This is a genomic window from Rhizobium quercicola (assembly GCF_021168455.1).
Taxonomy (GTDB): Bacteria; Pseudomonadota; Alphaproteobacteria; order Rhizobiales; family Rhizobiaceae; genus Ferranicluibacter; species Ferranicluibacter quercicola.
This window is the reverse complement of the sequence record NZ_JAJOZR010000006.1, coordinates 17,120-30,269: the sequence shown is the minus strand read 5'-3', so window position 1 is coordinate 30,269 and position 13,150 is coordinate 17,120. Positions and strand designations below refer to the sequence as shown.

At 60.5% G+C, this 13,150-nt stretch carries 11 protein-coding genes and 1 pseudogene; 5 read left to right on the top strand and 7 right to left on the bottom strand.

Going from position 1 to position 13,150, the window contains the following annotated elements:
* Positions 1-12: 12 nt before the first annotated feature.
* Positions 13-462 carry a MarR family winged helix-turn-helix transcriptional regulator gene (locus LRX75_RS10235; RefSeq protein ID WP_231814041.1) on the bottom strand — a complete coding sequence of 150 codons (450 nt, stop codon included), beginning with the start codon at positions 460-462 and terminating at the stop codon, positions 13-15.
* Positions 463-1,213: 751 nt separating this feature from the next.
* Here LRX75_RS10235 and LRX75_RS10230 point away from each other — a divergent pair.
* Positions 1,214-2,377, top strand: coding sequence for a GGDEF domain-containing protein (locus LRX75_RS10230; protein WP_231814039.1), 1,164 nt, complete (start codon positions 1,214-1,216; stop codon positions 2,375-2,377).
* A gap of 4 nt (positions 2,378-2,381) precedes the next feature.
* Here the strand turns inward: LRX75_RS10230 and LRX75_RS10225 are convergent.
* From LRX75_RS10225 to LRX75_RS10200, 6 genes and pseudogenes are all read right to left on the bottom strand, one after another.
* Positions 2,382-2,498 (bottom strand): annotated as a pseudogene (locus LRX75_RS10225) (IS5/IS1182 family transposase); the annotation flags it as partial.
* A gap of 119 nt (positions 2,499-2,617) precedes the next feature.
* Complete coding sequence (locus LRX75_RS10220) at positions 2,618-4,249, bottom strand: ABC transporter ATP-binding protein (protein WP_231814037.1); 1,632 nt, start codon at positions 4,247-4,249, stop codon at positions 2,618-2,620.
* Positions 4,242-5,168, bottom strand: coding sequence for an ABC transporter permease (locus tag LRX75_RS10215; RefSeq protein WP_420851186.1), 927 nt, complete (start codon positions 5,166-5,168; stop codon positions 4,242-4,244). Before LRX75_RS10215 ends, LRX75_RS10220 begins: the two co-directional genes overlap by 8 nt.
* 1 nt (position 5,169) lies before the next feature.
* The gene (locus tag LRX75_RS10210; RefSeq protein WP_231814033.1) at positions 5,170-6,087 is read right to left on the bottom strand and encodes an ABC transporter permease; all 918 of its coding nucleotides are present in this window, start codon (positions 6,085-6,087) and stop codon (positions 5,170-5,172) included.
* Positions 6,088-6,166: 79 nt separating this feature from the next.
* A complete protein-coding gene (locus LRX75_RS10205; protein ID WP_231814031.1) occupies positions 6,167-7,696 on the bottom strand; it encodes an ABC transporter substrate-binding protein in 1,530 nt (509 codons plus the stop codon).
* A gap of 49 nt (positions 7,697-7,745) precedes the next feature.
* Positions 7,746-8,375: an RraA family protein gene (locus tag LRX75_RS10200; protein ID WP_231814507.1), complete on the bottom strand. Its 630-nt coding sequence runs from the start codon at positions 8,373-8,375 to the stop codon at positions 7,746-7,748.
* Between the two features lie 149 nt (positions 8,376-8,524).
* On the opposite strand from LRX75_RS10200, the gene LRX75_RS10195 reads away from it, so the two are divergent.
* From LRX75_RS10195 to LRX75_RS10180, 4 genes are all read left to right on the top strand, one after another.
* Positions 8,525-9,424, top strand: a complete 900-nt coding sequence (locus tag LRX75_RS10195; protein ID WP_231814029.1) for a LysR family transcriptional regulator — start codon at positions 8,525-8,527, stop codon at positions 9,422-9,424.
* A gap of 280 nt (positions 9,425-9,704) precedes the next feature.
* Positions 9,705-10,550, top strand: a complete 846-nt coding sequence (locus LRX75_RS10190; RefSeq protein ID WP_231814028.1) for a (2Fe-2S)-binding protein — start codon at positions 9,705-9,707, stop codon at positions 10,548-10,550.
* A 219-nt stretch (positions 10,551-10,769) separates the two neighbouring features.
* Positions 10,770-11,624 (top strand): TonB-dependent receptor, encoded by an 855-nt coding sequence (locus LRX75_RS10185; protein WP_231814505.1) that lies wholly within the window; start codon positions 10,770-10,772, stop codon positions 11,622-11,624.
* Positions 11,625-11,714: 90 nt separating this feature from the next.
* Positions 11,715-13,082, top strand: coding sequence for a TonB-dependent receptor (locus tag LRX75_RS10180; RefSeq protein ID WP_231814026.1), 1,368 nt, complete (start codon positions 11,715-11,717; stop codon positions 13,080-13,082).
* The last annotated feature ends 68 nt before the right edge of the window (positions 13,083-13,150 follow it).

The window sequence follows — 13,150 nt, the reverse complement described above, 5'->3', positions numbered from 1 at the left end:
TTGTTCCGCTCGCTATCGCTCGAAATTGTCGATGAGGCGTTGGAAGAGCTGAACCATCGACGCCGCCTCTTCGGGCGAAAAGCCTTCCAGACCTTTGGCATTGGCAGCCAACAATGCGTCGCGCCCACGCAAGGCCGCCTCCTGACCTTGGCTCGTCAATTCCACCAGCGCCGCCCTTCGATCGGTTGAGGACGGCGACCGGGAGATCAGCGTCATCGCTTCCAGCTTGTCGAGGAGCGCCACCATCGCCGGCTGCTTGACGGCCGAGGCACGGACAAGGTCGCGCTGAAGCATCGGTCCCTTCCAGGACAGAAGCATGATAGGACCGATCAGAGCCAAGGAAAGCCCGTATGGTCGCAGCGCCGTATCGACCAACCGGTTGAACACGCGGGCAGCGTGGTTGGCAAGATAACCCGGAGCAACGGCCGCCTCCGGATGAATAACGTCGTCCTGTTCTGGCATCGGTATTTCCTAGGCCAAGGACGATCCCGTGGCCAGCGCAAGATGTGCGAGCACGACGCGTGGATCTCACATCGATACGAATTAGCCGAGGTCCACGCAGTTATTCGCTCATCGTGCGGAGTCAATCCATTTCAATATAGATAGGCCGTAGTGAGTGACGGCCGCGCGCGGATCAACAATTGACCCCTAATTCAAGAATAATCCTCGCGTCGACTCGTTGAAGCCCCACATGTCGAGCGAGTAGGCTAGCATCCGCTTCGATCCAAACGCCATCTCGGAGAAGCTCTTCACTCCCCAAGCCGCAACAATTAGAGCTAGGATGCTGACAAACCATGCCCATATACCGTGCGGAGTACGCATTCCGAATGTCTTTCGAAAGACATTCATCACCACCTCCGACCGCTTTCCCAGCTGGATCGCGATGATCAACAGGACTGAGCAGCCTCCGAATATGAGGATTTCGCGCACTGCAGACGCCCCATTCAGCGCTGTGAAAGGGAAAAGGTCTCTTGACACGAGCAGGCTGGTTACCAGCATCACCGTCATACCGACCGCGAGGGCGGCTAAGCGAAACTGCCGTCGCATTCGATCAGACGCAAAATCGCTATCACGGCGGAAATCAACCCTTATCCGTGAATGCCAACACTGAAACCACGCTTAACGTTGTGCAAACTATGTCGTCCGTATAGGAGGCAACGTAAAGGATCTTATAAACACTGCCCTGTAGCCTCTACGTGAGGCAGGCAGAGCAATGCAGATCGATTTACAAACTCTTTGGTACTTAACGGTTGGGACGCTGCTGGTATCAGCTTCGCTTCTACTTTGGGAAAGGCAGGCTCACCCTGCTCGCGCACGCGTGCTAGGCGTTCTAATCGCGGCACTTTTCACATTCGCTCTCGGCTGCGTCGTTGCAATGAACCGCAGCCACATACCGGTTGTTCTCGGCATGGGGGCGACCAACATCCTGATGATGTTGGGATACCTTCTAGTCCTCAATGCCAGCGCCGGCCTCGACGGTCACCGATATATTAGGTTGTCCGCTGGAGCGCTGGGCTTCCTGGTCCTCGCCTGGGCGATGGCTGGCACGCAATTCCCGGCAGCCTTTTGGAACCATGTCTCGTCTCTCCCGATCGCGCTGACCTGCGGCCTGACAGCATGGATACTTATGCGCAGCCACACTGCGCGACGCTTGCGCTCACGTCCGATCGCAGTATGGATCTCGGCTGTCCATGCCGTGTTCTACCTCGGCCGTGCGTCCATATCCCCTGTCCTCTTTCAGCAGTACGGACCAGATATTCTCTCCACCATCGGGAAGGCAACGATGTATGAGGCCGTCTTGTACTCGGTAGCGATGCCGATGTCCTTTCTGATGATCATTCGAGAGGAGGAGAAGCAGCACCTGCTCCGCATGTCGCATACCGATCAATTGACCGGGCTCGCAAACCGTCACGCCTTTTTTGAGCAGGCCGCTCTGATCCTCAGGGAGCGGCATCACTACCCCGTCTCCCTACTTGCTTTCGATCTCGACCACTTCAAGGCGATCAACGACCGCCATGGCCATCCGGTCGGAGATAGAATCCTGAAACTGTTCGCCGAAACCGCCCGCGAAGAAGCGGGACCCGACGCGCTTCTTGTCCGACTTGGTGGTGAGGAATTCGCCGCGCTCTTGCCACGATGCGACCATCGTCAAGCTCTCAGTCGGGGCTCAGTCATTGCAAGCAGGTTCGCAAAAGCAGCCGCTCGGGCAGAGGGCCTGGAGACCCAGGCAACCGTCAGTATCGGTCTTGCGGCGCCGGACTGCCAGGACCTCACCGGGATGCTCGCAAGTGCCGACGGCGCCCTGTATAGGGCAAAAGCCCTTGGGCGGAATCGGGTCGAAACGGCAGGTCCGAACGAATTGCTGCTGCGGGCTTAAAGCGATAGACGATCCCGCTCACCACCCGCCGGTCATCGACCCGCGGCACACCATGCGCCAAGGGAAAGATCGGTGAGATCCGAGACATCTGACGCTCGCTCAGCAAAAACAAATCACTCATCACGGACTCCTCAATGGAGACTGTGAATCACATCTCAAATCAGATTAATAGGTCCTGAGCCTAAGCGACTAAGTTCTGAGTGGAAACCAACACCTTGCGCATTCGACATGCCGATGACGTTACGCTGCCACCTCAAGATGCGTTTCGCTCGCTTGAAGCAGCCTTTGAGTGTACGCATGCTGCGGGTCGCGGAAGAGGGCTTCTGTTGATGCATGCTCGACGATCTGCCCCCTGTACATGACGATGGTCGAGGTTGCGAAGTCGCGGATCAGCGCAAGGTCGTGGGCGATGAAGATGTAGGAAAGACCGAAGTCGCGACGGAGCGTCTTTAGAAGATCGATCACCTGCGCCTGCACCGACACGTCGAGCGCCGACACCGCCTCGTCGCACACGATCACATCCGGCTGGAGCGCCAGCGCCCGGGCGATGGCGATGCGCTGGCGCTGGCCGCCGGAGAACTGGTGCGGATGGCGGTCGATCTGATCGGCCTTCAGGCCGACGCGCTCCAGAAGATCGATGGCACGGTCGCGCCAGAACCGCTTTTCCAGCACGTCGGTATGGATTGCCCAAGGCTCCGAGACGATCTGACCAACCGTCATGCGCGGGTTGAGCGAGGCCGTGGGGTCCTGGAAGACGAACTGCATCCGCCGCCGTACCTTGAACGTCTCGGCCGTCGACATGGCATTGAGGTCGTGACCATCGAACCGGATCGTGCCGAGCGTCGGCTTGTCGAGCCCGAGCAGCATTCGGGCAAGCGTCGATTTGCCGGAGCCGGATTCGCCGACGATGCCGAGCGTTTCCCCCTTGTTCAGCACGAAGCTCGCATCGTCCACAGCCTTCACCGCATTCGGCACGATCTCGGAGACCTTGCCGGGAAGGACGCCGTAGACGCGCGAGACGTTGCACACCTCCAGAATGGGCCGCGCGCTCGCCGCGACGCTCGGCGGCGTCTCGAAACCATGACGTCCGGGCATCGCGTCGAGCAGCTTGCGGGTATATGGGTGCTGCGGTTTGGTCATGATGGCGGTTGCCGTTCCCGCTTCGACGATCCGGCCGTTCTGCATGACGACGACGCGATCGGCCACCTTTTCAACAACGCCGAGATCGTGGGTGATCAGCACAAGACCCATACCGCTTTCCGCCTGCAACTCCTTCAAAAGCTTCAGAACCTGCGCCTGGACCGTCACGTCGAGCGCGCTGGTCGGCTCGTCGGCAATCAGCAGGTCGGGCTCGAGCGCGATGGCCGACGCGATCATGATGCGCTGGCGCTGGCCGCCGGAAAACTGGTGCGGATACTGTTTCGCCCGGCGCTCCGGATCGGCGATGCCGACGCGGCCAAGAAGATCGATCACCCGTGCATGGGCCGTCGGCTTGTCGATGCCGTGGACCCGCAGTGTCTCCGCGATCTGCCAGCCGACCGGGTAGACCGGATTGAGGGCCGCCAGCGGATCCTGGAAGATCATGGAGATATTCTTGCCGTTGATCTTGCGGCGCTCGTCGCGCGGCGTCTTCAGAAGATCGCGGCCGCGGTAGAGGATTTCGCCGCTGGTGATGAGCGCGGGCGGCGCATCCACCAAGTCCATCACCGCCGATGCGCTGACGCTCTTGCCGGAGCCACTTTCACCCAGGATTGCCAGTGTTTCGCCCGAATTCACGGACCAGCTGACATCGGCAACGGCATGGACGACGCCGTGGCGGTTGGGGAAGTCGATCGAGAGATGGCGAATGTTGAGAAGCGGCTGATCAGTCATGTCTGCCTACCGATGTCTGAAGGCGCCAGCGCTCGACCGGATCGGTGACGACGCGGAGCCAGTTGGAAAGAAGGTTGAGGGCCATGGTGACGAGCATGATGGCGACGCCGGGCCAGAAAGCGAGCCACCAGGCGGAGCCCAGATAGTTGCGCCCGTCGGCCACCATCAGCCCCCAGGTCACCTCCGGCGGCTGGATGCCGATCCCGAGGAAGGAGAGACCGGACTCCACGAGCATGACGAAGGCGATTTCGAGCGCGGCCAGGTTGATGATGGTCGGCAGGATCATCGGCGCGACATGGCGCAGGAGAACGCGGTTCGTCCGGGCGCCCATAGCGCGGGCGGCAATGACGAACATGCGCTCCTTGATTTCCAGCACCTCGGCCCGCACCGTGCGCAGGAAGATCGGGATGCGGGAGACGGCCAGCACGAGGATGACGTTGGTGACGCCGGGATCGAACACGAAGAGCACGATGACCGCCAGAAGCATGGACGGAAAGCTCATGATCGCATCCGCCAGCCGCAGGAGGATGGCGCTCGCCCATCCGCCCTGATAGCCGGCGATGAGGCCGAGAATGCCGCCGACGATGACGGAAATGGCGACCGCGCTGACCGCGATCAGCATCGTGTTCTGACTGGCGACGACAATGCGGGCAAGCAGGCTACGGCCGAGCGCATCCGCGCCGAGCACGAACAGCCAACCCTTGTCGATCGAAAACGGCGGGGCGTTGCGGGCCATGAGGTTGAGCGCGCGCGCCTGATCGGCGAGCAGCCAGGGTCCGAGAAGGACGCAGGCGAGGACGAGGGTCAGGAGGGCTGCCGAGACGGCGGCGACCTTGTCCTGCCAGAGAAGGCCGAGGATCTCCAAGACGCCGGAAGACGGCGCGGCGGGTCTGGCGGCGAGCGAGGCGGGCTCGGCCATCTCAGCTGTACCGTATGCGCGGGTCGACGAGGGCATAGGCGATATCCACGATGATGTTGATGACGAAAACGGCGAGGGCCGTGACGAGGACGGCGGCCTGGATGACGGCGAAATCCCGCAGGAGGACGGAGTCGATCATGAGTTTACCGATGCCGGGAAATCCGAACACCGTTTCCACGATGACGGCGCCGTTGACGATGCCGGCCGCCTGGTCGCTCGCGACCGTGATGACCGGAAGCAGGCCGTTGCGCAGCGCATGCACAAAGACGATGGCACGCGAACCGACGCCCTTGGCACGCGCGGTCTTGATGTAGGTGGAGGACAGGGCCGTCATCATCGATGTTCGGACCACCTGAACGAGCACGCCGGTCGGCCGCAGCATGAGAACGCCGACAGGCAGGATCCAGTGCAGTGCGGTACCGGTGCCGGACGTCGGCAGGACCCGCAGCGTGACGGCGAAGACGAGAACGCCGACGATCGCCACCCAGAAATTCGGCGTGCTGGCGCCGATCAGCGAGATAATGCTGGCGAGCCGGTCGAAGATGCCGCCGGGCCGGTACGCTGCGAGAGATCCCGTGACGATCGACACGAGAAGGACGAGCGGCATGGTGATGGCCGCAAGCGCCAGTGTCGTCGGGAAGGCCTGCAGCACGACCTCGACGGCAGGGCGTGAGAACTGCAGCGACTGGCCCATGTCGAAATGCAGGAGCCCCCACAGGAAGCGCCCGAACTGCTCGATCAGCGGATCGTTGAACCCGTATTGCTCGTTGAACTGGAAACGCGCTTCTGCGGATGCGTCCTGCGGCAGATAAAGATCTGCGGGCGAGCCCGTCATGCGCGCCAGAAAGAAGATGAGAATGATCAGCGCGATGAGCGAGAACACGCTCTGCAACGATCGCTTGAAGATGAAAGACCCCATATCAGCCTCCTCCGCCGGATGTGGATCGATGGTCGGACACGGTGCGCCCCCTTGGACAGGAGGCGCATCGTCAGACAGGTCAGTCCGTCGCCTTGTCGGCGAGCTTCAGCCGGGCAAGCTGCAGTTCGACGGCGTTCGCGATGGTTGGCGTGAAGTCCAGCCGCTTACCGACACGCATGTAGTTGACCATATGGAACAGCGGCACGTCGGCGACGACGTCCTCGTAGATCCTGCGGAAAACCTCGTTGTATTCCCGCACGCGTTCATCGCCGGCTTTCGTGCCGGCACCCACGATCAGGGCGTCCAGCGCCGGGTCGTGCAACTCGCTCTGCCGGCCGTCGGAATGGTACTTGAAGAAGGCCGTGAACGCCGCGTCGCCGCTGTTGTTGTCGTGCATGGTCAGGAAGATGTTGGGCGCCCGGTCCGGCGAGAAAGGCTTGTTCGCCATCTTCAGCCATTGCGTCATCTCGAGGTTTTCGAGCTTGATGTTGAAGCCGACGGCGCGCAGCATTTCGGCAGAGGCTTCGACGAACTCGTTCGAGTTGGCAAACATCGCCGGGCGGCCGATCATTCGGATCTCGCGATCGACCTCCACGCCATCTGCCTTGGCTTCGGCCAGCAGCTTCTGCGCCTGCTCCGGATCGTAAGGCCAAGGCTTCAGGTTGGGATTGAAACCCAGCGCACTCGGGCCCACCTGCTGCATGGCCAGCTCCGCCTTGTCGCTGATGACGCTGCCGAGAAACGCCTTGCGGTCGATGGCCAGATTGATCGCCTTGCGCACGCGGATGTCGTTGAGCGGGGGAATATCGACGGACAGCCGGAACAATGCGCTGTCGGAATTTGGGTAGACCTTGTCCGTCTCCGGATTGGTCGCATCCTGCGGCGCGATGGAAAAAGCGAGATCGGCCTCGCCTGTCTCCACCATGGCCGCCGCGACCGAGGATTCCGTGCGCCAGACATAGGTCGCCTTGTCGATCACCGGCCTTTCGCCCCAGTAGCCATCATTGCGGACGAGGCCGATATTTTCGCCCTGCGTCCAGTGGTCGAAAATATAGGGGCCCGTGCCGATCGGCTTGGCGGTGTATTCGCCCTTCGGTGTGTTGACCGATGAAATGGTGAGCTGCGCGAGCAGCGTCGGCAGGATCGGCACTGCCGTCTTCGTTGTAAACTTTACCGTTTGCGGATCAACCTCCACGGCCTTGATATCGATGCCGTCGAGATATTTGGTACGGGTGATGCAGGTGAGCGCCGAATCGTTGGTGCGCTCCAGCGAGTGGACGACGGACTTGGCGTCGAAGGGTGTGCCGTCGTGGAAGGTAATCCCCGGCCGAAGCTTGAACACCCATTCGGTCGGCGCCGTCTGCTCCCAGCTTTCCGCCAGACGCGGCAAGGTTTTCTGGTTGGCATAGTCCAGCTCCACCAGCGTTTCCACGACGTTCTGCTTGATGATGCGGCCAATGACCGAGCGGGGCGTTTCGCAGGGGTCCAGCCGGTCTGGACCGGCGGGAAGCACGATGGTGACGGCGGTCGCATCCTGCGCATGCGCAAGACTGGCGGGGGTGGTCAAGGCGGTCGATGCGACCAGCGCAATGGATTTCCAGAAATTCAACGACGTTCTCCTCATTGTCGTTCGAATGGATCCGTCCGGCAGGACGGGCTCAGGCCCTCACAAGCTGCAGCCGCGCCTCCTTGAACTTGGCGATCTTCACCCGTTCGCGCTCCTCCTGCGCCCGGATACCCGGCAGCAGAGCAGCGGCCACCTGCGGCGACAATGCGACCACGCCGTCGTCGTCGCCCACGATGAGATCACCGGGATGGACGACCAGCCCGCCGATCGAAACCGGAACGTTGAGAGATCCCGGACCATTCTTATAGGGACCCTTGTGGGTCACGCCACGGGCATAACACGGAAGGTCAGAAGCCCGGATCGCCGAAACGTCACGGATGGCGCCGTCGATCACGAAACCGGCGACGCCGATGGACTCCGCATGCGTCAGGATGATCTCGCCGATCAGCGCCTGGCTGACATCACCGCCTCCATCGACCACGATCACGTCGCCACGGCGCGCGATATTCAGTGCGGCGTGAATGGCGAGGTTGTCGCCGTTGCGCGTCTTCACCGTCAGCGCCGTTCCGATGAGCGGACCGCCTGCATGATACGGCAGCACGCCGGTCGCGCCCGGCAGGCGGGAGAGGTTGTCGCTGATGATGGAGGTGGCAACCCCGCGATACTCGCTGATCAGGCCGGGATCTACCGCCTGCGGAGCTGCGTTTTCTTCGATCGTCATGTCTCCTCCTAAGAGCTCGATGTTTGGACCTTCAAGAAGACCTCTCCCAAGGTCTGCCCTTAGCCAAAAAGGTAAACTTGCGTTCATCCGAAAAAAAGCGATAAATTCGCTTCTATTCATATCGCTTTTTTTCATGCGAGGTTGTTCCCATGTTTACGTTTAAGCAGCTCGAAGCGCTCTATTGGGTCTCGACGCTCGGCAGCTTCGAGGCGGCAGGCTCCTACCTCAATGTCACGCAATCGACGATCTCCAAGCGGATCGGCGAGCTGGAGGGGAAGTTTCCAGTGCCGCTGTTCGATCGCTCCAGCCGCCAGTCGATCCTGACGAGCAAGGGGCAGGACATCCGCGACATTGCCGAACAGATGCTACGTCTGAACGACCGGCTGACGCTGACCGCCCGCGCCGCCAATGCGCCACCTTTCCGATTCCGGCTCGGCGTGACGGACCTCGTTGCTCTCTCCTGGCTGCCGCAGCTTCTGGCGACGATCATGGAGCGTTATCCCGGCATCTCACTGGAGCCGGAGATCGATCTGACGGCGGGGCTGCTAGAGCGGCTGAAAGAGCGCCGCATCGACTTCGTCATCTGCCCGCGCCTCACCCAGCACCCGCAGTTCGTCAATAAGCGACTGGGCGAAATCGAGCTTGTGTGGATGTGCAGTCCGAAGCTCTATAGCGGCAATGCTGAGCTCAGCCGCGCGGATATGTTGAAGTTTCCGCTGCTCATCCAGTCGGCCGGCTCCATGCTGCGCCCCATCCTGCAGGACGTCATCGACAATCCGCGGATGCCGTTCACGAAAACGATTTCGTGCAACAATATGGCGGCCCTTGCCGAGCTTGCAGCCCATGGTCTCGGCATCACCATCCTGCCCAAGGCTTTCTTCAGCCGCTATGTCACAGACGGGCGCCTGCGGATCATCCGCTCGGCGTTCCGCCTGCCAAAGCTCGAATACTTCATCACATACCGCAACGATTACAACAGCCTGTTCTTCGAGGAGATCGCCCAGCTCGGGATCGAGCTTTGTGATTTCGAACACAGCTTGGCAACGTAACGCGCTTCTATGAAGATCTATACGTCATCCCCGCCGAGTGCGAGGCATACATCCAGCCTTGCATGCGCAATGCGGCAGATCCGCTGTAAGAGTGTATCGGTTTATTTCGGAGTTGGGTAACGGAGGTCTTGAAAGGAATCGAACCAGCGGCGATGCGAGCTTGAGTTGAGATTTGTGTCACGGGCAGTTATGTCTTCGTCGGCCGATTGGGGAGTCTTTCGATGATAAGTGGCCTGCGCGATCGCTTACTGCCGAATCTCGGCCGGACATCACGGATCTCATGACGCTTGCTTTATGCCAGACGCCAGACTTTCTCTGCCGCGCGCTCGAGGCGCAGGCTGTCTACATGCCCGACGTTCGCGCAGATCTTCATCCGGCTGGAGAAGGATGGGTAACAGCAGAAGCCTTCTTCAACGACGAACTTCGCCTGAACGAATTTATTCACTTCGAGCAGTCGTTGAATAAAGGCACCGACCTACGGACTGCAGCAGCACTGTTGATGACGGATTACGGCTACATTCTAGCCGCTGCGGCCGTCCCTCTTTTCAGCGGCTTCGGCTTGGTTCCGGATCTGACTCCTGCCGCTGTCGCACTCTCCTTTTACACGATCGAGGAGCCGCATGAAGGGAAGATGCACCGTACACGACGAGCTCATGTACGTTTTAGCAAAGAAGGATTTTGGCAAGGCCAGCTCGATGACCTCGCCGATGGGGAACGGTTCCGCGTCGAAATCGAGCGGCATCTCAGCCCCGTCGTCGAGGCGATCCACACCCGGACGCATCTGTCTCGCGCAGCGCTGTGGCGGCTTGCCGCTGATGCGATAGCCGGACGCTTTCTCGACTCCGGGCGCCATTTCGGTGCGGTCGAGGCGTCTAAGGCGGCCGCGATGCGGATTCTGAAAGTGCCCGGTTCGCCGCTTGCCAATCGCCAGCTCCACTATTTCGACCTGACGGTGCTCGACAGCCGGCAGGAGGATTTCTCCTATACCTTCCGCCAGCGTGGCGGCTGCTGCCGTTACTATCTCGTGGAAGGCGGCACATACTGCCCGACATGCGTGCTGAAGAGGCCGGAAGAGCGGGATGCGGAATTGCGTCTTGCCATGCGCCGGCATCTTGGCGTCAGTTGATCTATAAATTTCGTTCAATTTTTCTCCAGTCCCCGAGTCCCAAACTCGGAAATCGGATCGTCTTCCTTCATGAGCGGAGTGTTTAGCCGTTCATGAAGGTGGGCTGCGGCGCCTTGAACGCCGTAGGATTGGGGATTTCGGATGACGACGACCAGATGTATTTCGCGCAGGGCAAGGGCGAGCCTACGGGCGGCATTCCTCACAGGAACGAGCCTCGTGATGCTCCCCGCGGTGCCGGGGATTGTGCAAGAAGCGGTGGCACAGGTGACGGCAGAGCCGATCTCCGTGCCGGCCGGCCCGCTGACGGCGGCGCTGAACAGCCTTGCCGCCCAGACCGGCCTTCAGATCCTGTTCGATGCATCGGTTGCCGATGGAAAGACGACACGGGGTGCGAAGGGCACGTTGACGCCCGAACAGGCGCTGAATGCGGTGCTCGGGAACACCGGCGTTACCGCGCGCTTTGCCGGCAGCAACCAGGTGACGCTGCAAAGCGGTGGGGCCGCGTCCGGTATGGTACCGGATGGCGCGACGGAACTGGAGATGATCACGATCTATGGCGCGCGCAACACGACGACGCTCGGCGGCACGACGAGCAGCGTCGCCATTGTCGGCGTCGAGACACTTGCCGACAGCCAGATCCGCACCACGCAGGAGACCTTCCGGCGGATGGCGAACGTGCTGGACAGCGGCACGGTCAACGCCGGCTTCGTCATCCGCGGCATGAGCTCGGAAGGCCTGGTCCCTTCGGGCGGCCCCGCGGGCTCCGTCTACATCGATGGCATCCTGCAAACGCGGTACAACTCCCGTTTCGGTGCACGCAACCTCTGGGACGTCGAGCAGGTCGAGGTCTATCGCGGTCCGCAATCGACGCTGTCCGGCCGCGCGGCGATGACGGGCGCCATCTATATCAAGTCGAAGGATCCGACCTTCGACAGGCAAGCCGAACTTTCCGGCACGGTCGGCAGCAACGACCTTGCGGGAACCGCCTTCATGGTCAACACGCCGCTCGTCGAGGACCAGATCGCACTGCGCATTTCCGGCGCCTTCGAGCGCTTTCACGCAGAACCCACCTAAAATGATTTCGAGAGTTTCGACAATTTCGACGACCTGACGACGGATATTAGTGGCGTTATAAGGGCCAAGCTGCTGATCACCCCGTCCGAAATGCCGGATACGCGTGCGCTGCTGACCTATGCCTATTCGAAGGATCGGCCGAACGATGCGCTTGTCGGTCTTTACAGCGGCCGCGGCGACTTCAACAATTCTCCGGTCACCTATACCGAATATCGCTGGACCGAGGCGCACAATATTGGGCTGGAGGTTACGCACGATATCTCCGACACGCTGCGCTTCACCTCGATGACCGGCTATCAATTCGGCATCAACAATCGCCGTTCGATCGACTACGGGACGGAAGGTGTGGTCAACGGCATCACCGGCGAGGACGACAACTCGATCTTCACACAGGAACTTCGCCTGAACTATGAGGCTGACCGCTGGAAATGGGTCGCCGGCGTCTATGGCAGCCGGGAAGTCTGGGATGGCGAAACAGATATCGTCGCATTCGATGCCTATCAGCAGAGCGATTCACAGCATCGCAGAACGTCGAATCTCGCCGTCTTCGGCGAAGCGAGCTACGAATTCGCCCCGACATGGTTTGCAACGCTTGGCGGCCGCCTGGACTACCTAAAGGACAAGGACCATCAGCAGAACTACTTCGGCGGGATCGATTCCTCGCCCATTCTGACAGGCGACCCGACGTCGCTGAGCGAGCTGAACTTCGTGCCGAAGGTCGGCCTTTCCAAAGAGTTTGGAGAGAACCAGACGGTGGGCCTCACCTACACGCAGGGTTTTCGCTCGGGCGGTTCCTATTTCGATCGTGTGACCGGTTCGCTTGGGACATACGATCCGGAATATTCCCAGAATATCGAGCTGTCCTACAAGGGCACGCTGCTTGATGAGCGGCTGACGCTCAACGCCAATGTTTTCTACACGAAATATGACGATCAACAGGTCGAAATCCGCCCGGATCCGACCATCCCCGGCTATCGCATCACGTCGAACGCCGCGACGTCGCGGGCCTGGGGCTTCGAAATCGAGCCGACCTTCGCAGTGACCGAACAGTTCACGGCATTTGCCTCGATCGGGTATCTCAACACTAAGTTCCTCGACTTCAATCACGCGGCGCTCACGGTTCCGCAGGATGGAAAGGCGTTTCCGGAAGCGCCGGAATGGAGCTGGGGCTTTGGCGGCCGATACGAATTCGAGAATGGTATCTTCGTCGGGGCGGATGCCAAGTACACGACGAGCTACAATTCGCGCTTCGGCACGAAGGGCATGTACAAGATCGATCCACGCTTCATCCTCAACGCGCAGACGGGCTTCAAGAAGGACAATTGGGAAATCACCGCCTTTGCGGAAAATCTGACCGACGAAAAATACTTCACGATTGTCGATCCGGACTACTCACTGCCCTTCGGCCAGGCCGGCAAGCGCCGCTCCTTCGGCTTGAATATCCGCACGAAATTCTAATGGCGAGGGACTGCGGGGCGCTGGTCCCGCAGTCCCTCCTTCAAGCCCGGTAACGACATGGTATCCGT

Excerpts from the sequence above, each read along its gene's own strand:
- LRX75_RS10235 (WP_231814041.1), bottom strand. The coding sequence starts at position 462 with ATGCCAGAACAGGACGACGTTATTCATCCGGAGGCGGCCGTTGCTCCG.
- LRX75_RS10230 (WP_231814039.1), top strand. The coding sequence starts at position 1,214 with ATGCAGATCGATTTACAAACTCTTTGGTACTTAACGGTTGGGACGCTG.
- LRX75_RS10220 (WP_231814037.1), bottom strand. The coding sequence starts at position 4,249 with ATGACTGATCAGCCGCTTCTCAACATTCGCCATCTCTCGATCGACTTC.
- LRX75_RS10215 (WP_420851186.1), bottom strand. The coding sequence starts at position 5,168 with ATGGCCGAGCCCGCCTCGCTCGCCGCCAGACCCGCCGCGCCGTCTTCC.
- LRX75_RS10210 (WP_231814033.1), bottom strand. The coding sequence starts at position 6,087 with ATGGGGTCTTTCATCTTCAAGCGATCGTTGCAGAGCGTGTTCTCGCTC.
- LRX75_RS10200 (WP_231814507.1), bottom strand. The coding sequence starts at position 8,375 with ATGACGATCGAAGAAAACGCAGCTCCGCAGGCGGTAGATCCCGGCCTG.
- LRX75_RS10195 (WP_231814029.1), top strand. The coding sequence starts at position 8,525 with ATGTTTACGTTTAAGCAGCTCGAAGCGCTCTATTGGGTCTCGACGCTC.
- LRX75_RS10190 (WP_231814028.1), top strand. The coding sequence starts at position 9,705 with ATGACGCTTGCTTTATGCCAGACGCCAGACTTTCTCTGCCGCGCGCTC.
- LRX75_RS10185 (WP_231814505.1), top strand. The coding sequence starts at position 10,770 with ATGCTCCCCGCGGTGCCGGGGATTGTGCAAGAAGCGGTGGCACAGGTG.
- LRX75_RS10180 (WP_231814026.1), top strand. The coding sequence starts at position 11,715 with ATGCCGGATACGCGTGCGCTGCTGACCTATGCCTATTCGAAGGATCGG.